General features: G+C 51.2%; 23 protein-coding genes. 14 read left to right on the top strand and 9 right to left on the bottom strand.

Annotated elements, in window-relative coordinates; genetic code table 11:
- The first annotated feature begins 12 nt into the window (after nt 1-12).
- Together ACTHPM_RS06635 and ACTHPM_RS06630 are read left to right on the top strand one after the other, a co-directional pair.
- Nucleotides 13-996 carry an ABC transporter ATP-binding protein gene (locus tag ACTHPM_RS06635; protein WP_440394404.1) on the top strand — a complete coding sequence of 328 codons (984 nt, stop codon included), beginning with the start codon at nt 13-15 and terminating at the stop codon, nt 994-996.
- Nucleotides 989-1,954 (top strand): ABC transporter ATP-binding protein, encoded by a 966-nt coding sequence (locus tag ACTHPM_RS06630; RefSeq protein ID WP_440394403.1) that lies wholly within the window; start codon nt 989-991, stop codon nt 1,952-1,954. Before ACTHPM_RS06635 ends, ACTHPM_RS06630 begins: the two co-directional genes overlap by 8 nt.
- A gap of 56 nt (nt 1,955-2,010) precedes the next feature.
- Here ACTHPM_RS06630 and ACTHPM_RS06625 read toward each other — a convergent pair whose 3' ends face one another.
- Nucleotides 2,011-2,595, bottom strand: coding sequence for a nucleotidyltransferase family protein (locus ACTHPM_RS06625; RefSeq protein ID WP_440394402.1), 585 nt, complete (start codon nt 2,593-2,595; stop codon nt 2,011-2,013).
- Nucleotides 2,596-2,808: 213 nt separating this feature from the next.
- On the opposite strand from ACTHPM_RS06625, the gene ACTHPM_RS06620 reads away from it, so the two are divergent.
- A complete protein-coding gene (locus tag ACTHPM_RS06620) occupies nt 2,809-3,294 on the top strand; it encodes a hypothetical protein (RefSeq protein ID WP_440394401.1) in 486 nt (161 codons plus the stop codon).
- A gap of 39 nt (nt 3,295-3,333) precedes the next feature.
- Here ACTHPM_RS06620 and ACTHPM_RS06615 read toward each other — a convergent pair whose 3' ends face one another.
- Together ACTHPM_RS06615 and ACTHPM_RS06610 are read right to left on the bottom strand one after the other, a co-directional pair.
- Complete coding sequence (locus ACTHPM_RS06615; RefSeq protein WP_440394400.1) at nt 3,334-4,149, bottom strand: hypothetical protein; 816 nt, start codon at nt 4,147-4,149, stop codon at nt 3,334-3,336.
- Nucleotides 4,130-4,717, bottom strand: coding sequence for an RNA polymerase sigma factor (locus tag ACTHPM_RS06610; RefSeq protein WP_440394399.1), 588 nt, complete (start codon nt 4,715-4,717; stop codon nt 4,130-4,132). Before ACTHPM_RS06610 ends, ACTHPM_RS06615 begins: the two co-directional genes overlap by 20 nt.
- A 304-nt stretch (nt 4,718-5,021) precedes the next feature.
- On the opposite strand from ACTHPM_RS06610, the gene ACTHPM_RS06605 reads away from it, so the two are divergent.
- Together ACTHPM_RS06605 and ACTHPM_RS06600 are read left to right on the top strand one after the other, a co-directional pair.
- Complete coding sequence (locus ACTHPM_RS06605; protein WP_440395369.1) at nt 5,022-7,328, top strand: histidine kinase; 2,307 nt, start codon at nt 5,022-5,024, stop codon at nt 7,326-7,328.
- 95 nt (nt 7,329-7,423) lie between these two features.
- Nucleotides 7,424-8,434, top strand: coding sequence for an aldose 1-epimerase (locus ACTHPM_RS06600; protein WP_440394398.1), 1,011 nt, complete (start codon nt 7,424-7,426; stop codon nt 8,432-8,434).
- A 64-nt stretch (nt 8,435-8,498) separates the two neighbouring features.
- On the opposite strand, the gene ACTHPM_RS06595 is transcribed toward ACTHPM_RS06600, so the two are convergent.
- Nucleotides 8,499-8,981: a double zinc ribbon domain-containing protein gene (locus tag ACTHPM_RS06595; RefSeq protein ID WP_440394397.1), complete on the bottom strand. Its 483-nt coding sequence runs from the start codon at nt 8,979-8,981 to the stop codon at nt 8,499-8,501.
- 376 nt (nt 8,982-9,357) lie between these two features.
- Between ACTHPM_RS06595 and ACTHPM_RS06590 the strand changes: the two genes are divergently transcribed.
- The 3 genes from ACTHPM_RS06590 to ACTHPM_RS06580 are packed head-to-tail and all read left to right on the top strand — an operon-like array spanning nt 9,358 to nt 11,903.
- Nucleotides 9,358-10,305 carry a helix-turn-helix transcriptional regulator gene (locus ACTHPM_RS06590; RefSeq protein ID WP_440395368.1) on the top strand — a complete coding sequence of 316 codons (948 nt, stop codon included), beginning with the start codon at nt 9,358-9,360 and terminating at the stop codon, nt 10,303-10,305.
- Nucleotides 10,302-10,994, top strand: a complete 693-nt coding sequence (locus ACTHPM_RS06585; RefSeq protein ID WP_440394396.1) for an AlkZ-related protein — start codon at nt 10,302-10,304, stop codon at nt 10,992-10,994. The genes ACTHPM_RS06590 and ACTHPM_RS06585 overlap by 4 nt, the downstream gene beginning before the upstream one ends.
- A gap of 12 nt (nt 10,995-11,006) precedes the next feature.
- Nucleotides 11,007-11,903, top strand: a complete 897-nt coding sequence (locus ACTHPM_RS06580; protein ID WP_440394395.1) for a hypothetical protein — start codon at nt 11,007-11,009, stop codon at nt 11,901-11,903.
- Here ACTHPM_RS06580 and ACTHPM_RS06575 read toward each other — a convergent pair.
- The 3 genes from ACTHPM_RS06575 to ACTHPM_RS06565 all read right to left on the bottom strand — a co-directional run bounded on the left by ACTHPM_RS06575 (nt 11,900) and on the right by ACTHPM_RS06565 (nt 15,513).
- A complete protein-coding gene (locus tag ACTHPM_RS06575) occupies nt 11,900-12,661 on the bottom strand; it encodes an SDR family NAD(P)-dependent oxidoreductase (RefSeq protein WP_440395367.1) in 762 nt (253 codons plus the stop codon). The genes ACTHPM_RS06580 and ACTHPM_RS06575 overlap by 4 nt on opposite strands.
- A gap of 158 nt (nt 12,662-12,819) precedes the next feature.
- Complete coding sequence (locus ACTHPM_RS06570; protein ID WP_440394394.1) at nt 12,820-14,049, bottom strand: aminopeptidase; 1,230 nt, start codon at nt 14,047-14,049, stop codon at nt 12,820-12,822.
- 231 nt (nt 14,050-14,280) lie between these two features.
- Entirely contained in the window at nt 14,281-15,513 is a 1,233-nt protein-coding gene (locus tag ACTHPM_RS06565; protein ID WP_440394393.1) for an aminopeptidase, read from the bottom strand.
- Between the two features lie 175 nt (nt 15,514-15,688).
- On the opposite strand from ACTHPM_RS06565, the gene ACTHPM_RS06560 reads away from it, so the two are divergent.
- The 6 genes from ACTHPM_RS06560 to ACTHPM_RS06535 all read left to right on the top strand — a co-directional run bounded on the left by ACTHPM_RS06560 (nt 15,689) and on the right by ACTHPM_RS06535 (nt 19,737).
- The gene (locus ACTHPM_RS06560; protein ID WP_440394392.1) at nt 15,689-15,955 is read left to right on the top strand and encodes a hypothetical protein; all 267 of its coding nucleotides are present in this window, start codon (nt 15,689-15,691) and stop codon (nt 15,953-15,955) included.
- A gap of 53 nt (nt 15,956-16,008) precedes the next feature.
- Nucleotides 16,009-16,269 (top strand): metal-sensitive transcriptional regulator, encoded by a 261-nt coding sequence (locus ACTHPM_RS06555; protein WP_440394391.1) that lies wholly within the window; start codon nt 16,009-16,011, stop codon nt 16,267-16,269.
- A gap of 47 nt (nt 16,270-16,316) precedes the next feature.
- Entirely contained in the window at nt 16,317-16,781 is a 465-nt protein-coding gene (gene lspA, locus ACTHPM_RS06550; RefSeq protein WP_440394390.1) for a signal peptidase II, read from the top strand.
- A gap of 44 nt (nt 16,782-16,825) precedes the next feature.
- Complete coding sequence (locus ACTHPM_RS06545; RefSeq protein ID WP_440394389.1) at nt 16,826-17,395, top strand: nitroreductase family protein; 570 nt, start codon at nt 16,826-16,828, stop codon at nt 17,393-17,395.
- 130 nt (nt 17,396-17,525) lie between these two features.
- Nucleotides 17,526-18,773, top strand: a complete 1,248-nt coding sequence (locus ACTHPM_RS06540) for a DUF445 domain-containing protein (protein WP_440394388.1) — start codon at nt 17,526-17,528, stop codon at nt 18,771-18,773.
- 55 nt (nt 18,774-18,828) lie between these two features.
- Entirely contained in the window at nt 18,829-19,737 is a 909-nt protein-coding gene (locus ACTHPM_RS06535; RefSeq protein WP_440394387.1) for an aldo/keto reductase, read from the top strand.
- Between the two features lie 50 nt (nt 19,738-19,787).
- On the opposite strand, the gene def is transcribed toward ACTHPM_RS06535, so the two are convergent.
- Entirely contained in the window at nt 19,788-20,309 is a 522-nt protein-coding gene (gene def, locus ACTHPM_RS06530) for a peptide deformylase (RefSeq protein ID WP_440394386.1), read from the bottom strand.
- 23 nt (nt 20,310-20,332) lie between these two features.
- Entirely contained in the window at nt 20,333-20,572 is a 240-nt protein-coding gene (locus tag ACTHPM_RS06525; RefSeq protein ID WP_440394385.1) for a helix-turn-helix domain-containing protein, read from the bottom strand.
- Between the last annotated feature and the right edge of the window lie 321 nt (nt 20,573-20,893).

Raw genomic sequence — 20,893 nt, 5'->3', positions numbered from 1 at the left:
GGGAGATTCCATATGAAAGACTTAATGAAAATAGACCATCTCAGCACTTATTTCGTCCAGGGAACCGAGCAGGTGAAGGCTGTGGACGACGTGAGCCTGCGCGTGCGGGAAGGAGAAACGGTATGCATCGTAGGGGAATCCGGCTGCGGCAAAAGCGTAACCGCGATGTCGATTATGGGACTCGTCGAGGAACCTGGCGGCAAAGTTGTGCATGGGCAAATATTATTTGACGGCAAAGACCTACTGCAGTTAAGCAAAAACGAGCTGCGTACCATACGCGGCAACGATATATCCATGATTTTTCAGGAGCCGATGTCGTCTCTGAATCCGGTACTGAAAATCGGACAGCAGATAATGGAGCCGCTTATTACACATCAAAAGCTAGGCAAAAAAGAGGCCCGGGCAAAGGCTATCCAGCTGATTGAGCAGGTCGGGATTTCCCGTGCCGAACAAATAGCGGACTCCTATCCGCACGAGCTGAGCGGAGGCATGCTGCAGCGGATCATGATAGCGATAGCCATTTCCGGCAGCCCGAAGCTGTTGATAGCGGATGAGCCGACCACGGCGCTGGATGTGACGATACAGGCTCAAATCCTGGATATGCTGCGCCAGTTTAAAGAGCAGTCGAGCATGTCCATTCTGCTGATCACCCATGATCTCGGCGTTGTCGCAGAAATGGCAGATTACGTCATCGTGATGTACGCAGGTAAAATCGTGGAGGAGGGCGAGGTCGTCAAGCTTTTCCAATCTCCCAAGCATCCATACACCCAAGGGTTGTTGAAATCCAAACCGGTTATCAATCAGCGTCAGGATGAACTATACTCCATTCCGGGGCAGGTGCCTAATCCGCTGGAGCTGACCGAATCCTGCTATTTCCATGACCGCTGCGAGCACTGCATGGATATTTGCAGAACGAAGCAGCCGAAGCTGAAAGAAGTCGCCGAGCAGCAAAAAACCGCCTGCTGGCTGTATGAGGAGGCGCTGGTTCATGTCTGATGCACTGCTGGAAGTCAATCATTTAAAGAAGTACTTTCCGATTCAAAAAGGACTGCTGAACCGTACGGTGGGACATGTAAAAGCAGTCGACGATATCAGCATCACGATTCAAAAAGGTGAAACGTTCGGTTTAGTCGGCGAATCCGGCAGCGGTAAAAGCACCGTCGGCAAAACGATTATCCGGCTGACGGAAAAGACGGAAGGAGAAGTCAGGTTCAAGGGGATCGATTTATACGGATTGTCTCCCCAAGAACTTCGCAAGATCCGTCCTAGCATGCAGCTGATATTTCAGGATCCGTACAGCTCGCTGAATCCGCGGGTTCGGGTGGGGGATGCCATCGGTGAAGCGCTGCTGGATCATGGTCTGGTACCGAAAGAGGAAATCCGTGACAGAGTGCTCGAAGTGCTGCAGTCATGCGGCTTGTCATCCTATCATATCGACCGATTTCCACACGAGTTCTCAGGCGGACAGCGTCAACGGATCGGCATCGCGCGTGCGCTCGTTTTGAACCCGGACCTGATCATCGCAGACGAGCCGGTGTCCGCCCTGGACGTATCTATTCAGGCACAGATCATCAATCTGTTCCGCAAGCTGCAGGAAACGCGAAGCTTGACGTATTTGTTCATCTCGCATGATCTCAGCGTGGTGGAGCATCTCTGTTCAAGAATTGGTGTGATGTATCTGGGCTCGATGATGGAGACCGCATCCCGGGATGAATTGTTCAAAAATCCGCTTCATCCGTATACCAAGGCGCTGCTGTCGGCGGTTCCGATTCCGGTTCCGAAGCTGAAAAGGGAACGCATCGTGCTTAAGGGGGATATTCCAAGCCCTTCTAATCCGCCCAGCGGTTGCAAATTCCATACTCGCTGTCCCTATGCCGTAGCCCGCTGCAAGGAGGAAGTTCCGATCTTTCGCGATGCGGGCGGAGGTCATTTTGTTGCTTGCCATTTGGCATAATTCAACCGGCAGAATAAAAGCATGCTTCGTCGTTAACGAAGCATGCCTTTTGGATTTCAGGTTGATGCCTCCTGAATAGGGATGATCTGTACTTGCGGCCAGATGAGATGCCATTGTTTCTTCGAAATACGCTTCTCGTAAATTTGTGCACGATCCGGGGATTGCAAATAGTAGGTCGTAGCTCTAACGACCATTTCGATGACGTCCCGGGTGCCATGTGGTGCCGTCAATACAAGGCCATCGTTATTATCCAGCGTCAGACCAAGGGAGGTCACGGTTTCAGGAAAATTCGAGATGGCATCCACGGAGGAGGTAAAAGGCGGCATGTCATTAATGACATGCATGCGGGCTTGATTTTTCACGGACCAGGGGATGGCAGGACGGAGTGAGTAGAGTTTTTGCTCAAGTTCCTTCTCAACGCTTTCGTCACAGCAGGAAGGATCAAAATAAACGACGTCCACATCCGCCATCGGGGTGCGCTCTTCGAATCCATGCAGATGGTCCCAAATTTTCGATCGCACAAATCCTGCGCATACCCACCAATCCGGCAGCTGAAGCATTTTGGCGGTTCGGAGAATGTCCATCATCCAGGCATCTTCCCGCACCAGTCGAATGATGTCCTTTTCTTGTTGTAAAATCACGAATCATCCCCCCTGAGAAAAGCTTAAATCTATTATATATCAGAGTTGTAGGGTTTATCGAAAATAAACAGACAAATAAACCTATCGAAATTTTAAAAAAACTTTGAAAAGGGTCGTAACTTGTCCGGTTCTAAAACGTTATATGATTTGTATTCCAATATTACCCAAAAAGGGAAAGGTGAGAGAATGAAGAAATCTAATTTTCGTAAACTATTGACCATGACCGTTGCTGTTTCCGCACTCAGCATGCTGCTGGCTACCGGAGCAGGAGCCGAATCGATCGCAGCCGACAATGCTTCAGCTTCTTCTACAGCCTTAGAGCCGGGTGCTCTTACTGCAGCTCCACCTCAAACAGTCAATCCTTTAAGCATTACCGGTAATTATCTATACTTAGCCAATGGCTCCGCTTATCTGTCACCGATCGGCAATGGACAAATGAGCGTAAGTGCGGATACGACAGCCACAATGAAAGTGGATACGGTCACGGCTTACGTGACGCTCCAACGTTATACCGGCGCGGCCTATGTCGATGTGAGCAACACGAATTTCTCCAAGAGCAGCACCGATTATGTTGCTGGTAATGCTACCTTTACCGGTGTAAAAGGATTCTACTATCGCCTTAAGGTCGTTCATTCGATCAACAAAGGTGCTGTGTATGAGCAAAATATCGAGTATACGGACTACGTCCTCTGTTATTAAAAAAAAGCGGCAAACCTATTGGTTTGCCGCTTTTTTGTGTTAATCATCCTCCTGCACGAGAAGTTTATACACACGAATCAGTTCTTCTTTAGGCAGATCGCTGCCGACTTGAATGGTCAACGCATGTTGGAGTCCCAGCAGCTCATTGTGAACGCCAGGTTGATAATAGACGTCATCCTGACCTACTTTGAATATTTCGATGTCTTTGGAAAGGTGGGTTACTTTGGATTGATAAATCCTCAAGTTCAGCAAGTATATCCATAGGGGATGCTGATTTTTGTCTGTGTATTTCAAGGTTACCTTATCATACCTTTTGTTATCGGATGTCGGCTCCGATAGCGTATAACTCTCGAAGGTATAATCGGTTCCCAGTTGGTTTATATTGGGCAAAGCAAACGTAAGTTTACTCTTTAACTCATCCAAGTTTAAAGGTCCGCTAACGCTGTCCATGACCTCGGACGAGAGCAATTTCTCATTAAAGTCAATATTCTCATCCGGATATAAATTCGCTGGTGTGTCCGTATGGGGATCGGCTACTGTTGGCGGGACCTCGCCGTTTCGAATCACGACACCCATCACTCCATTGCCCATGTCGACCACCGTTTTGACGATCGGGGAGACGGCTTTGGTGATGCCGGGAGGACTAAACAGAAACGCTCCGGCAACGAATGAAGCGGCGACGATGCCGCTAAGCTGCATGCGGCGCCTGCGTTTGCGCTTCCGGTTATCCATCTGCAGCTTGGCTTGAACCTTTTTCCAGGAAGCTTTTTTATCTTCTTCGGTAGTCAACGAGGATGAAGAAACTGCCCGGTCAAAAGCGACGTCAAACCACTCTTCATATTTTTCGCTTTTCATCCTTAATCCCCCACTCTTTAAACAGCATTTTTTTGATACTTTCCCTGGCCCTGAATAGACGCTGTTTGACGACATCCTCACTCAGATCCAACATATTCGAGATTTCCTTATACGTCAGCCCCTGTTTCCAGCGGTACTCAATCAGGACGCTGTACTCCGGCTTTAATTTCTGAAGGTATTCCATGATCGATTCTTCGATCAGCTTGGTTTCTACCGTGTTTTCTACCGATACAGGTGACTTGGAAATTTCCTCTTTATACATAAAAACACCTTCAACATCCAGTTGGTTACGGTAGTTTTTATTTTTTCTCAAATAATTAATTGTCGTGTTTTTGGTCACGACCTTCAGCCATGCGCGCAGTTTGCCTTCATTCTCGAACACGGGCTTGTTTTTGATTACTTTAATAAAAGAGTCCTGTATAATATCCTCGGTCGCTGCGTGATCTTTGACGATATAAAGGATCATGCCGTAGGCAAAATCATAGTATTCATAATATATTTCTTCCTGCATATCCTGACTGATGGCGCTAAAATCCGAAGTGGCGAGCAGTCTGATCATGTTGGACATGGTATTCCCCCTCCCGAAACCCCCGTCTTCCTGTAATTCGCTTACATCCCATTTTACAATATTATTGGATGCTTAGCCTAATTTTTGGCATTAATATTTTTTAAGCTTAATCCAAGCAAAATAAGAGAAACCAAGCTTCGGCAAGATAGCGTTTCAAATATATGCCTTTTGTAAGTGAATGAGTCATTTTTCCGGAATTCTCCGTCTCGAATGCCGGAAATCACGCCGGACGGATTTTACTTATATGGCATTCCGGCGTACGATTCACGGAACAGGAAGCCAAGAAGGCGGGGAGAACAGGTTAATGGATGGATATAAAAGAAAATCACCGGAGCAAATTTTGGAGGACATTCGCAGGCTTCAACGCGGCAACCTGAAAATCATCATCGGGGCTGTTAGCGGAAGCGGAAAAACCTATCACATGCTGCGGGAGGGGCAGATCTTACAGCATCAAGGCATAGATGTCGTGATATGTGCCGTCTCGACGCTGCAGCGTCCGGAAACCGTCAAGCAGCTTGCGGACTTGGAACGCGTGCCCAGCATTCATTGGCTGGACCAGGGGAAAGAAACGAAGGACCTTAACCTGGAAGGACTGATTGCACGCAATCCGGAAGTGGTTCTGGTCGATGGCCTTGCGCATCGAAACCGGCGGGATGCCAGGTTTCCAAACCGGCTGAAGGATATTGAGTTTTTGCTGGGTCAAGGAATCAGTGTCATTACGACCCTTAACGTATATGAGCTTGAAGGCGTACATGATCTTGCCCGGAAATGGACGGGAATGGAAGCAAGGGAGACCGTGCCGCTCGGCACGTTAAGCTTGGCCGATGAGGTCCGGTTAATTGACGTGACGCCAGAAACGCTGATCAACCGGCTGAAGGAGGGTCATCTGGAGCAAAGCATGGATACGGGGCTGTTCACGCGCAAGGACTTGGCCGTTCTCAGGGAATTGTCCCTGCGGCTGGTGGCCGAGGATGTCAACACGACCCTGGAGAAGCATCGGGAGGAGCAAGGGCTGCTTGGACCATCCGGTGCGTCGGAACGGATTCTCGTCTCCGCTCAATATCACTGGAACGGCTCGATTTATATCCGGCGGGGGCAGCAGATCGCCAAGCGGTTAAACGGAGACCTGCTGGTCGTTATTTTCATGCAGGCAAAGAGCAAGCTTTCGAAGGAAGCTGCGGCATTCAAGCGCTCCCTGCAAAAAATGGCTAAAAAGACCGATGCGCAGTTCGAAGAGCTTCCGCTGCGTTCAACACGGCAATTCGCAGGGGAGTTAATCCGTTACGCCGTGGATAAGAAAGTTACGCGTATTGTTCTAGGCCATTCCAAAAAAAGCCGCCGTCAGGAATTATGGCAGGGCTCGGTTACGGATGGCATCCTTAAGCGGGCCAAGGGGATCGATATCTTCTGGGTTGCCGACCGTACGGCAGCAGGTGGACCTAGAATTCTGCCTACGCGCAGACAGCAGCAGGGAGATCACGAATTGTACCACCGGCTCAGCGAGGAAGAGATGGAGAGGAAAGTGGAACGCATCAAGCGGGGGCGCTTTAAAATTTACATTGGCGCCGCTCCGGGAGTCGGGAAAACGTACACGATGCTCCGGGAAGGCAACGAGAGTCTCCGCAAGGGCGTGGACGTGGTCATTGGCTGGCTGGAAACTCATGGGCGAGCGGAAACGGCTTCGCAGGTGGAGAATCTGGAGACGGTTCCCGCGCTTGAGATTGCTTACAAGGGCACGATATTAAGGGAGATGGATGTCACGGCCATTATGAAGCGAAATCCGGAGCTGGTTCTCGTAGATGAACTGCCGCACAGCAACATGCCGGGCAGCATTCACAAGAAACGGTACGAAGATATCGTCGATCTGCTGGAGCATGGCATCTCCGTGATTACCACGGTAAACGTTCAGCATCTGGAAAGCCTGAACGACGCTGTGGAACAAATTACAGGCATACGCGTCAGGGAAACGGTACCCGATTACGTGCTTTCCATGGCGGACGAGGTTGAATTGATCGACGTCACCCCGCAATCGCTGCAGCAGCGGATGAGAGACGGCAAAATTTATGCGGCAAGCAAAGTCGAGCAGGCGCTGAGTTCATTTTTCAAAACAGGCAATTTGATCGCGCTGCGCGAGCTCGCCCTCCGCGAGATCGCAGACGATGTCGATGAACGGCTGGAGGCCTGGGAAAGACAGTTTTCGCTCCGGGGTCCATGGCGGAAAGAAGAAGCGATTTATGTCTGTATCGTGCCGGGATCCAACAGCGAGCGTTTGATCCGGCGCGGTTTCCGGATCGCTTATCGCCTGAAAGCTACGTGGTACGTGAATTACATTCATGTGAAATCCGCAGAAGATGAACAGGCCAAAATTGAGGCATGCCAAAAGCTGGCTGAGAGCTTTGGCGGCTCGTTCGAAGCAACGACGGTGGATAATTGGAAGGGGATCCCTTCCATGGTCATGAATAAGGCTAACCGCGTGCAAGCTACGCAGATTATCGTCGGCCAGGCGGTTTGCGGCCAAACCATCCGGCGCAGGAGGGTCGTAAGGGAACTGATCCGGCTGGCGAGGGATCTGGACGTTCTTCTCGTATCCAATCCGGAAAATACGTACTGAAGCGAAATGGATAAGCGTTTTCGCTGGACTGCCTGCCGTGGTATATTAATACAAGCAGTGTATTTTCCGATACCTGAAGGAGGCAATCAGCAATCATGGATAAACAATATGCAGCATATGAAGGCGATTTTCACGGTGAGCGTGCCGTCTGGCTCAAGCATGGCCGTTATGAGGCAGCCGTTTTGCCGGAACGGGGAGCGAACCTGATCCTGTTCCGAGATCTCGAGAACGGTTTCCGCTATTTACGGGAGCCGGAAGCGGACGGTATGAAGGATTTTCTGGAAAACCCCGGCATTTACGGGATTCCTGTACTGTTTCCGCCGAACCGTTTTGACGGCGGGAAATTTGCCTGGGAAGGGCAAGTGTATGAGCTTCCCGTTAATGAAACGGATCGCGGCAACCATCTGCACGGTTTTATGCACCAGCTGCCCTGGGATGTCGATTACATAAAGGGAGACGAATATGAAAGCGTGGTCGTGCTTTCCCAGCGGGTTAGGGAAGGCCATTTGTACAAGCAGTTTTTCCCGTTTGAATTTACGATTACGCTTCGTTATACGCTAAATGCGAGCGGCCTGCAGCAGCAGGTTTCCGTTACGAATGACGGCACGCAGAACATGCCGAATCTGCTGGCTTTCCATACGACGATCAACGCGCCGTTCGTACCGGGAAGCGAAGCGTCGGATTATACGTTCAAAGTGACGATCGGACAGCGCCGGGAAATGAGCGAACGCATGCTGCCGACTGGCAATTTCCAGCCGCTCAGTACAGAAGAAGAGCAAATGAAAACGACGGGCGCAAGTCCTTATTTCGCTTCCATGGATAATCATTACACCGCGGCTCCACAGGATGGACGCAACCGGATGGAGCTGACGGATAACCGTACCGGTGATGTTCTCGTGTATGATGTCGGAACGGCATATAAACACTGGATGATCTGGAATAACGAAGCCGGCGGGAAGTTTTTCTGTCCTGAACCGCAAATGAATTTGGTGAATGCTCCGAACATTGAGGGCCTTCCGGCGGAAGAGATCGGATTGATCGGGCTGGCGCCAGGCGAGAAATGGGAAGAAACCAGCATGTTTTATGCCATGAAGCGTACAAAGTAATGCCTAATCGATAGCAAAAACCGCCGATCCGGACCGGATCGGCGGTTTTTGGCATTAGACGCGCTTATTCATGTAAGCGGAATCCGCAGCCGCGGCAGAAATGATCGTCATGCGCTGCAGGTTCGCCGCAGCGAGGACAAAAGGCTGCCTTATCCGCTGGGGGTACTTGCACGGCAGCAGGTTGAACGACAAGAGTCTGGAACTGCTGACCGCAGAAAGGGCAGTAGGAAGCGTCCGCAGGCAGCATTTTACCGCATCCGCATTCTTTCAGATTTTGCAAATGCTGAATTTTACGGTTCAATTCTTCGATCTCCTGCTCCAAACCGAGAATGGCTTCCCGGTATGTCTGGAATTCCGCATTGGGAATGAAGCTGGACTCCGTTTCAAGCGAACGGTATACGATGCGCCCGATTTCGGTATAGTTTTTTTCGATATCTTTTTCTTTGGATGACACTTGAAACTTGAGCGTTGTGGATTCCACGGTTTGCTGGGCTTTTTTGCCCGCATCTGACACACCCTGTTTGAGCTTGTTTAAAAAGTTGGACATAACGGTGGTTCTCCTCCTTCATCCGCTTCTGTATCCATCTTTTTACAGGAATTTGCAAAAGGGGGACTGGGCCGAAGGCCATCCCGGCTCTCTTACTCATGGATACTTTCTAGTAGTAATAATGTATGGCTTATCTTATGGCATTATAACCGAGTACATGGAAGAGGGAAATACCCGTTTTTTTTGGGCTGCAGCGAGGGATCAGCTGCTTTAAAGCTCCGGCTTGTTGCGAACAAGGCCAACCTTACGATTAAGGACCATGGGTATTCCGTTTAAAGATTGCGAAGTTTGATTATCAGTGACATATATGATGTCACCAATAGACTGCTATAATGGGTTTACCAACATGCAAAGGGGCAGGGCGCAAGTGAAGAAAATGGACCGCTTGATGGCTATTATTATCGCTTTGCAGCAGGGCAGCCAGACGGCTTCGTCACTGTCCGAAAGGCTGGAGGTATCCCGCCGTACCATATTGAGGGATATTCAGTTGCTCTCGGAGATCGGCGTGCCTCTTGCCGCGGCGAGTGGCCCCCATGGCGGGTACTCGCTGATGGAAGGCTTCCAGCTGCCACCGCTGCAGCTCAGTGCCAGGGAAGCCCTATGTGTCCTGTTTGCCCTTCAGGGGCTGACCGGCTATACGGATACGCCGTTTAACGGGGAGCGCTGGACCGTCATGGACAAAATTCGGAGCATCCTTCCTCAGGATACCGCCAGGCAAATTGATCCGCTTCTGGGAAGCATGGAAGTCGAGGTGCCTAAGCGGAAATACCATCTTCCCCATCTGGAGGAACTGCTCGAAATAACGGCTAGCGGTAACTGGATAACCGTTTTCTATCAATCGCAAAACCATCGGAGAAGGCTGCTGATCAAGCCCTTGAAGCTTTTTGCGGCCCATGGCTTCTGGTACTGCGACTGCTTATCCTTTACCCATGGCGAGAAGCGCAGGCTGCGTATAGACCGGATGAGCGATATGGTCCTCTCTGCTGCACCAATGGATTATACCGAACCCGCAGCCCATAAAAGCGAAGTCCGAACGGTGCACATCCGGGCCGAGCTTACCTATAGAGGTATGCTGCGCGTGGAACGGGACGAGCATATTGGTGAAAGCATCGAGCAGGTGAACGACGACATCTGGATCGTCGATATTCATTTGCCTGAGAGCGAGTGGGACTGGGCCGTTCAGTTGTTTTTTTCACTGGGCATGGAGGCCCGCGTCATCGTCCCGGAGCAGCTTAGGACAGAAATCCGCCATAAGGCTGAACAGCTTCATAACCGTTATGAACCAAGCATAAGTCATGCCAATGCAAAGGAGGATAACTCATGATTGAAAACATGGAAGAGCATGTGTTGCTCAATCACTACGAGGAGGCCGCGGAATATATCGAAAAAATCGGCATTCTGCCGCTGGCATCCCTGATTCCGGATTACCCCTCCCTGGATCGCATTACGCCGAAGGACAGCTGGCACAGCGGCACCGAACGGGATCCTTGGGGCTGGCGTACGCGTTTTCCGCTTGAAGGAAAAGCGGCTTACGGCAAGTTTTTCAGGAAGAAGGCGGTTTTGATTTCAGCCGAATGGTTTCCGTGGGTCTATGCCTGTCTGCGCCTTGGAGAAGATGCCGACCAATGCTACAAGAATGGACTGCTGTCCCCTACGGCGTGGCAGCTGTATCAATTGATCGAAATCGAGCAGGGCATCGACACGCGCGTGCTTCGGGATCGGGCGCAGATGAAAGCAAAGGAAGACAAGAAGGCTTTCGACCAGGCGGTTGCCGAGCTGCAGGGCGCGATGCTGGTTGTCATATCCGGCGTGAAGCCCAAGGTGGATGAACAGGGCGAGATCAATGGCTGGAGCAGCACCTCATACGAAACAACAGCGCATTGGATGGGGAGAAGCGGGATCAAGGACATAAGCAGGACGAAGAGTGAAGCTCGGGATGAACTGTTGTCCCGATTGCAGCCTCGGTGCAGTGACAAGGCCATTACTAGTTTCAGAAAAATACTTCATCCCTAGGAGGGAACTCGCATGAAGTTAACCAGTACGCAATTTCGGAAGGCTCGGGACTTTATGTATGCTAATGGAAGACTGCTGGATCGCAAGAGATTCGAATTTCATTTTACCGGAGGAAGCGCCGAGTCCGTTCTGAGTGCTCTGCGTCCTTATCAGAATCCCGATGGCGGGTTCGGGAATGCGCTGGAGCCGGATATGCGCACGCCGGGCAGCCAGCCGGTTGCAACGGAATATGCCCTGATGCTTATGGATGAGGTTGGAGAGTTCGATGCCGAAATGCTTCAGGGAGTGCTTCGTTATCTATCAAATAGCGTAAGAGCGGATGGAGGACTGCCTCGGGCTGTGATTGATGTGGGCGACTATCCTCATGCTCCATGGTGGAACACAGAGAATGACCGTCTCGGATCGCTGAATCCGACAGGGCGAATCGTTGGATTATTGCTTAAGCAGCAGGTATTTCCGGATTTAATGGAGGAGGGGTGGTTTAAACATGCCGTTGATTACGTATGGAAAAGCATCCCGCATGCCGACGGCACGGATTACCACGATGTGGTTCAGTGCATCTCGTTCCTGGAGCATGTAAAGGATCCGGACCGATCTGCGGTCGAATGGAGGCGGGTGGACGAATGGCTGCAGCAGCCGGGAACGATCGAAAGAAATCCGGAGGCGGAGGGATATGTACATAAGGTATTGGAATGGGCTCCGGCCCCCGGCTGTTATGCAAAGAAATGGATCGATGAAGAAGAAGTGCGCAGGCATTTAGTTGATCTGGTCCGCCAGCAGCAGGATGACGGCGGATGGACGATGAGCTTTCCAGCGCTGAGTCCAGGAAATCAGGCAGAATGGCGGAGTATGATCACCTTGGACCGCCTGATGACCCTGAAGGCGTACGGATGCCTGTCATTGGATTAAATCGCAGGCATAACGTTTCCGCCCGATACCGGGATATACGCCCCGGTGATGTAGCTGGCCAAATCCGAAGCCAGGAACAGAACCGTGTTGGCGATCTCCTGATCGGTTCCCCGGCGTTTCAGCGGGACGTGCTGGGAGTAAGATTCCTGGACTTCGCTGTCGTTATCGCGGTCCCTTTCGCTGATCGTCCAGCCTGGCGCGACCTGATTGACGGTAATGCCGTGCTCACCGATTTCTTTGGCGAGCACGCGGTAAATTCCGTCCATGCCGCGTTTGCCTGCCGTATAGGCGGATTGGCCCGGGAAGTTCTGCATGGCGCATTCGGTGTTGATGCCGATGAAGCGGCCTTGTCCACGTCCGATCATCGCGGGTGCGAAGGCCTTGGCCAGATGTACGCTTTGAAGAACGCAAGAATCGAACTGGCTTTGGTAGTCTTCAAGCGGCTGTTCCAGAATGCTCTTCCATCCATACTGGATGACCGCATTGGCTACGATAATATCCACTTTGCCTAAAGCGCTTACCGCTTTTTCACTCATGAGCTTTACCGATTCAAAATCGGTGACGTCAGCCTGGACAGTACAGCAGGCTCTGCCAAGCGCTTCGATTTCGGCTTTCAATTCGTTCGCCTTGGCTTCGTTGCCATGATAGTGAACGATAATATCCGCGCCCGCCTCAGCCAGCGTACGGGCCATCACACGGCCCAACTGGCCGGTTGCTCCGGTAATAAGTGCGGTTTTTCCCGCCAAATCAATAGATATCAAATCTGATCAGCTCCTAGCATCATGAAATTGGTCTTATGGTAACACCGGCTTCTCCTAATCGTCAAATGAATGCATGTAAAAAACCGAGCTTAAAGCTCGGTTTTTGTTGTGTACCATAACCCTTCGGATGTGGCTTGAAACGATTCCAGGCGGATTTAAGCCCAGTTTCCGTTTACGAATATCGGATCTTCCTTGCCGTCATGCGTGATGCCGGTAATGTTCATCTCCGGGGAACCCATCATGAAATCGACGTGAGTGATGCTTGCATTCATGCCGTGAGCGGCGAGTTCTTCAGCAGACATCGTTTTACCGCCTTCGAGGTTAAATGCATAAGAGCTGCCGATAGCCAAGTGGCAGGAGGCATTCTCGTCAAACAACGTCGTCAGGAACAAAATATTGCTTTGCGAGATCGGGGAGTGGTAAGGAACGAGCGCCACTTCGCCGAGATAGTGGGAGCCTTCATCCATGCCGATCAAGCGGGCCAAGGTATCTTGGCCTTCTTCAGCATGAAAATCCACGATGCGGCCGTTTTCGAAAGTAAGCTTGAAACGATCGATAATATTGCCGCCGTAGCTGAGCGGTTTCGTGCTGGTGACGTAGCCGTTTACACCGGATTTGAGCGGGGCCGTGAACACTTCCTCGGTAGGAATATTGGCTACGAACGTCGTACCCTGCTCATTGACGCTTCCGGCTTGCGCCCATATATGACCTGTCGGCAGCTCGATGGTCAAATCGGTTCCGGGGGCTGTAAAGTGAAGCTTCTGATATTTCTTATGATTCAGCTCGTCGGATTTGGATTGCAGGGTCTCAATATGCTTATGCCATGCCCCGATCGGATCCTCCTGATCAGCGCGAACCGCATGGAAAATAGCATCCCACAGCTTGGATACCTGCTCTTCCTTCGGCACGTCAGGGAATACTTTGGCCGCCCAATCCGGTGACGGGAAGGCGACGCCCGTCCAGCTCATTTTGTCGGACTGCTGATACTGGCGGTATTTCGCCATGGCTTGTCCGAAGGTACGCTGATGGTTAGCAATGCGTTCGGGGCTCACACCCTTAAGCAGGTCCGGATTCGAGGAGATGACTGTCAGGAAAGCGGCATTCTGTTCGGCCAGCTCAGTCCATTCCCGGGCTTGGGCGGTGGGAGGGATGTGGAAGGACTCTTCCGGCGCCAAGTCATATCGAAGACGGGTGACGACTTCATCCGTATAATTGACTTTCACCAGATTGGCTCCGGCCTCGTATGCTTTTTTGACGATGAGGGGTACAAGTTCGGCTGCATCGATGGCAGCACTGACGACGAGCGTTTGTCCAGGCTGCACGTTGGCGCCAATTTTCACGGCGAGCTCTGCATAGTTGTTTAATTTGTCTTGAAAAGTTAACATCTTGATATCCCTCCTGTATATCAGTGCATCAGTTGATAGTTCAAATGATGGGTTATTTTTCTATTGTAAATCAACCGAAGGTCAAATAGAACCCGTATGTGTCCGGAAATTCGTCCGGTCATCCAGAAATAGAGCCTTTCCCGCTGCTGCAGGAAAGGCTCTGTCGGACTCCAAGGCTACATCTTATGCAGAAATGAATGACGAGCATTGATGGTTTTTTGAAGTCAAAGCTTAAAATGCCCAGTTTCCTTTTTTAAATACCGGTTCTTCGTTTCCATCGGCGGTTATGCCGAAAATGTCCATTTCCCCGGACCCGATCATGAAGTCAACGTGAGTAACACTGGTATTGAGTCCATGCTCCGCAAGCTGCTCCTGATTCATATCCTTGCCGCCTTCGAGGCAGAAGGCATACGCGCTGCCGATCGCCAGGTGATTGGAGGCATTTTCATCGAACAACGTGTTGAAGTAGAGAATGTTGGAATCCGAAATCGGCGATTGATGCGGAACAAGGGCTACCTCGCCAAGGTAGTGGGAGCCTTCATCCATTTCGACCAGACGCTCCAGCACTTTTTGTCCTTCTTCAGCCTCGACGCCCACGATGCGGCCGTTCTCGAAAGTAACGGTGAAGTTGTCGATGATGTTGCCGCCGTAGCTGAGGGGCTTCGTGCTGCTGACATAACCGTTTACCCCGGTTTTCAGCGGAGCCGTAAACACTTCCTCCGTAGGCATATTGGCGACGAAGCTGTGGCCTTTTTCGTTAAAGCTCTCGCCTGCAGCCCAGATGTGCCCTTCAGGCAGTTCGATCGTCAGATCCGTTCCCGGTGCTATGTAATGCAGCTTTTTATATTTCTTTGCGTTCAGGATTTTGGATTTGTGATCGAGTGTTTCCAAATGCTTGGTCCAAGCTTCCACTGGATTGTCCTGATCCACGCGTACTGTATGGAAAATGGCATCCCAAAGCTTTTGCACGCGTTCTTCCTTGGGCGCATCCGGGAATACTTTGTCGGCCCACTCCGGCGACGGCACGGCGATGAGGCACCAGCTGAATTTGTCGGCCTGCTGGTACGCGCGATATTTAGCCATTGCCTGTCCTTTGGCTTTTTGATTCGCGGCGATCCGCTCTTGTTCAATGCCTTTGAGCAAATCCGGGTTCTCGGCAAGCACGTGCAGAATAGCGGCTCCTTTTTCCACAAGCTCGGTCATTTCGCCGGCAAACCATTTGGGAGCTTCGGAGAATACTTCATCTGCGGCATGCTCGTATTTCAACCGGGTAACCTTTTCATCGTTCCAGTTGACTCTGACATCGCTTGCGCCTGCTTTATAGGCCTTCTCGGTAATCATACGCACGAACTCTGCCGATTCGACAGGGGCGTTCACGACGAGAATTTGTCCCTTTTGGACATTAGCACCGACTCTGACGGCCAGATCGGCATATTTGTTCAAATTTTGCTGAAAATCTGCCATGGATTATAAACCCTCCAATTATGATTAATGTTGCAGCCGGGGTTTAAGTAAATCCCCTGATCGTATTGTACTAAATCGAACGACATATTGAAAATATGTGCACTCCGGATGGAAAGAATACCGCTCATGGTATACTATAGATACATTGAGACGCATTTAAAGGAGATATGTTTACATGGAATTGCAAATTATCAAAACGGATATGAAGCAGGATGAGGACAAGCAGTATATCGGGCATGTCACTTTTACGTTGGCGGGTCATCATTCCCAATATGAAATCACCCTGTTCAGCAAGAAAGGCAAAGAGTGGGACTACAGTCTGAATTTCGCCGGAGAATCCGGTTTAGAAGAAGAGTTCCTGAAGATGGACGAGCTGCTTGAGGAAGACGACGATTTGTTCGACGCTCTCCTGGACGCTGCCCTGGATTCGATGGAACAGTAAATGCCAAACGCTATGCCCAGCCCTGCTGAGGCACAAGGAAAGGATGATACAGCATGCAATACGACGATAATGTCGTCCGGCGCTTGAAGCGGCTTGAGGGTCAGGTCCGAGGCGTCCTGAACATGATGGAGGAAGGCAAGAACTGCAAGGATGTCGTGGCTCAGCTGTCTGCGGTACGCAGTGCGACGGATAAAGCCATGGCGTACATTGTGGCGATGAACCTCGAGCAATGCATACTCGAAGAACATGCCAAAGGGAATGATACCGGCACGCTGGTGAAAGAAGCGGTGGAACTGCTCATTAAGAGCCGCTAAGGCTGCAGTGCAGCATCAGCTTTAAAGAGGCGAAAGGAGGGGGAATTATGCTTTTTTACATATTATCACTCATCGTTTTGCTTATCGATCAAGGTTCGAAATGGTGGGTTCGCGGTCATATGTCGGTAGGAGAGATCCGAGGCGTGCTGGACCCCTATCTTCACTTTGAATACTACCAGAACACCGGCGCAGCCTTCAGCTCCTTTCAGGGGTACGGCAAATGGTTCGCCTATTTAGCGGTGATCGTCGTTGCCTGTATTATATATTACCGGAAAAAAGGGACGATCCGCGGCATCGTGCTGGATTCGGCGGCAGCCTTCCTGGTGGGAGGGGCTTTGGGGAATGCGATCGATCGTCTCGTATTCGGCAAAGTGACCGATTTTCTCGTCTGGGGATCTGGCTCCGGCATCATGAATATCGCGGATCTGGCGATTAATGCCGGCGTGCTGCTCCTGATCGTGGGCACCCTTCTGCGCAGCTGGAGCGAGCGGCGTTCGTATTCCTTCAAATAAAATGATACTCGATATTTCATTCGCAAGGAGCGTACAAGGAATTGATGAATAACAGCAAACCATCGGCGTTGGCCGGCATTATCAGGGAGAGAAGGTCCGTCAAGACCGGCTATAAGCATATCCCCGTTCCGCAGGAGCTTGTGCTGGAACTGCTGAACGATGCCGTCTATGCACCCAACCATAAGCTTCGGGAACCTTGGCGATTCATTTTCGTGCCGACCGGATCCAAGCAATTATTCGCACTCGAGATGGCGCAGCATTACCCGGAAGAGATGTTCGAGAACCGCATCAAATATTTCAATGAACCGGATGCCTACCTGATTATCGTCATGCCGGACAGTGAAAACCGGAAACAGCAGGATGAAGATTACGGGGCCGTCGCTTCCATGATCCAGAATTTTCAGCTTCTGGCGTGGGAACGTGGTCTCGGCTCGGTATGGAAAACCAATCCCCATATTTACGATCCGAGCGTCAAGGAAATGCTTGGCGTGCTGCCCGAAGAAAAAATCGCCGGCTTTCTGCATCTCGGTTTTTTCGATGAAGCGCCTGCGGCTCAGCCGAGAACGCCTGTAGAAGAGAAATTTACCGTGTATGAACCGAAATTTGACCTCTAGCTCCCGGTTGATCGGGAGTTTTTCTATTCATAGAGGGTTGCGAAAGGTCGATTCCGGGTCAAAAATGGATACAATAGGGTAAATATATGAAATGTAACGATGGAAGTGATACATAGCGGAGGGATTCAACATGAAAACCAGATATTTGGCAGGTACTTCTCTTGCGGTTATGGGAGCAGGATTTCTGATTACCCTGTTCCTGCCGCAGAATATCGCGGTACGGCTGCTTCAGGGAGGATTCGAAGCGGGGCTGGTCGGCGGCTTTGCCGACTGGTTCGCGGTGACGGCTTTGTTCCGCCATCCGATGGGGATTCCGATTCCCCATACCTCCTTGCTGCTTAAGAACCGGAATAAAATCGTCAATTCGCTCATTTCCGCATTGGAAACCGAGCTGCTGAACAAGGAGAGTATTACCAAAAGGCTGCGCCAAGTCAAGCTGTTCAAGGGCTTGTCCTCGGGAGTGCTCAAGCTGATCGGCCGGAAAGAGAACCGGCTTAAGCTCATCGGCACGGTCAGTGACGTGGTTCGTCAAATCCCCTTGGAGCAGATAACTCCCCAGGTGCAGAAATCATTGGTGAACCTGCTGCAAAGCCAGGATTTATCGCCGCTACTCGAGGCCGCTTCACGGCAGGCCTATCGCAGCCGGTTAGACGAGAAGGCGCTGGATTACGTACTGAATTTTGCCGGCAGATGGGTAAGCAATCCCCAGAACGAGTATATGCTGGGACAGCTTGCACATAACAAGCTGCAGGAGATTCAGCTGAGCGGCATGAAGGGCTTCGCGCTGCAGGCGATGCTGGGCTTTATGAGCGAGGAGAAGCTGGGTAACATCCTCAAAAATCTGATTCTGTCCTCTCTTCTCGAAATGAAGGAGGACCTCAGCCCCTTCCGGCAGCGGATCCTATCCGAGGTTCGCCAGCAGGTGTCGGATTTCGCCGGGAACCCCGAAGTAGCGGAGCGTTTGAAGGGCATGATCGGCGAGAAAGTGGCCGATCCGAGTTCGGAGCAGTGGATGCTGCGCAAGCTGGAAGAGCTCAGAGCCCGGATCCTTCTGATCCTGGAAAAGGAACAGGACAACGGGGGGCGCGGAGTGATTAAGGTGTTCCGCTGGACAACGAACATGCTGCGTGGCAGGGAGGACATGATGAACCGCTGGGAGCAGGGCATTCTTTCGCTTATCGTCAAAGCGGTTGAAGCCAATTACTACCGTATTGGTCTGCTCGTTCGCGAAAATCTGGATCAGCTGGATGACCAATCCTTGGTTCAAATGCTCGAGGATAAGGTTGGCGGCGATCTGCAGTGGATTCGCGTGAACGGCGCCATATGTGGTTTTTTGATCGGGCTCGTTTTGACGGTCATTCACATGCTTATTGCTTGAATCGGGTCATATTGTTTTTATAAAGTGAAACGTAATTGCGGAGAGGAGCATGAAGATGAGAAGGAATCGATTGGGATCGTCCGATTTGCAAGTCAGCGAAATCGGACTTGGCTGCATGTCGCTGGGGACGGAGGAACAGGCAGCGGTACGGCTCGTGCATGAAGCCTTGGAACGGGGCATTCAGTTTCTGGATACGGCGGATATTTATGACGCCGGGCGGAATGAAGAGCTTGTAGGCAAAGCGGTAAAAGGGCGGCGCCATGAGGTCGTAATAGCGACGAAGGTAGGCAATCGCCGCATTTCCGGGCAGGAAGGCCTAAGCTGGGATCCCTCCAAAAAGCATATCAAAGCGGCTGTCCGAGAGAGCCTGAAGCGTCTCCAAACCGATTATATTGATTTGTATCAGCTACATGGCGGGACACTGGATGATCCGATTGACGAAACGATCGAGGCGTTCGAGGAACTGAAGCAGGAAGGACTCATCCGCTATTACGGCATATCTTCGATCCGGCCGAACGTCATCCGCGAGTACGTTAAGCGATCGAATATCGTGTCGGTGATGAGCCAATACAGCATCCTGGATCGCAGGCCGGAAGAGGAAGTTCTTCCGCTGCTTGCGGATAAGGGGATCAGCGTCATTGCACGCGGGCCGGTAGCTTCCGGCGTGCTGGCGGAATCGGGAGCCCGGAAGGTGGATAAGGGATATCTGGATTATGCAGCCGATGAGCTGCAGGAGATTCGGGAGAAGTTAGCGTCTTTGCATCGCGAGGATCGCAGCATGGCGCAAACCGCGATCCGGTATTCCCTGTCGCATCCGGCCGTTGCCGCAGCAATTCCGGGAGCCAGCTCGCTGGAGCAGCTGGTTCATAATGTTGAAGCCGCAGCATCGCCCGCGCTGGAGCCAGCAGAACTGGAATGGATCCGCTCTATCAGTCGTCCGAATGTTTACAAAGTACATCGATAAAACAATAGCGAGTAGAAGAAAACCGTCCCGCAGCAGCGGGGCGGTTTTCTTCAGGAACGAAGGTTTCTCGACAGCCGGAGAGCTTCCATAAGATCAGCCTTCTGTCTGGTTTGATCCCGGTACAGCTGGCCTTCTTGAACATGATCAATGAATAAAATGCCGTTCAGATGATCGATTTCATGCTGAATGCAGCGGGCCAGGTAGGCCTGAGCTTCCAGGTAGACCGTTTCGCCGGTTCGTGTGAGCGTCGATATTCTTACTTCATTGGCACGCTTTACGATGCCGGTATAACCCGGATAGGAGAGGCAGGCCTCCGGGCCGGTTTGCTCACCTTTCAAGCTCAAGATCACCGGGTTGATCAGTTCAATCAACCCTTCGCCACAGTCCATCACGATCAGTCGGCGCAAAATGCCGATCTGGGGTGCAGCGAGCCCGGCGCGGCCGGGCTCTGCATAAAGCGTTTCGGCCATATCATCCAATATTCGCAGCATCTTGGGGGTCAGCTCATCAACGGGCTTCGCTTTTTTGCGGAGCACCGGATCACCAAAAGGAAGAATTTCTTTCTCTGCCACTTGTCATGCCTCCTGATCTCATTTTATGCGCCTGGTATTCGGGAAGGGGTGTGAACCCACAGATCGCTTGGAGTACATTCAAGCGCGGTGCAAAGTGCATCCAACGTTTCGGCCTTCATTTGTTTGGGCTGGCCGCGCAGTAGGGCGCTGACCGAAGGCGGGGAGAGCTCATAGCCTGCCTTTTCCTTTAATAAACGGGCAAGCTGAGCTCCCGTCCATATGTTTTTTTCTGCCATGACCTGCCTCAGCATCCAGACCAGCATTCAAGTCATGCCACCTTTCTGTTAAGGTATTCGCCTACAATATTAGGTGCTGCCTAAACAATTTATGTACTACCTAACTATATCCGAGGCCAAGGCGAAAGACAAACCATAATTTGACGAAAAAGGAGAATTTGACGATAAGGAGCACATAGCTTTTAATGGTAATTAATGTATGATGATGGAGGTTGGACAGATGCCAGGGGGTTCATGGAAAAAGATGAGGATGGATGTAGGAAAATGGACGGCGATGGCCGTACTTTTCATGCTTGGCCTATTTTTTTGCATTCAGATTGCTGCAGTGATCATCCTTTGGATGGCGGC

Source organism: Paenibacillus sp. SAFN-054 (assembly GCF_051966755.1).
GTDB lineage: Bacteria > Bacillota > Bacilli > Paenibacillales > Paenibacillaceae > Paenibacillus_AQ.
This window is presented reverse-complemented; position numbering and strand designations above follow the sequence as displayed.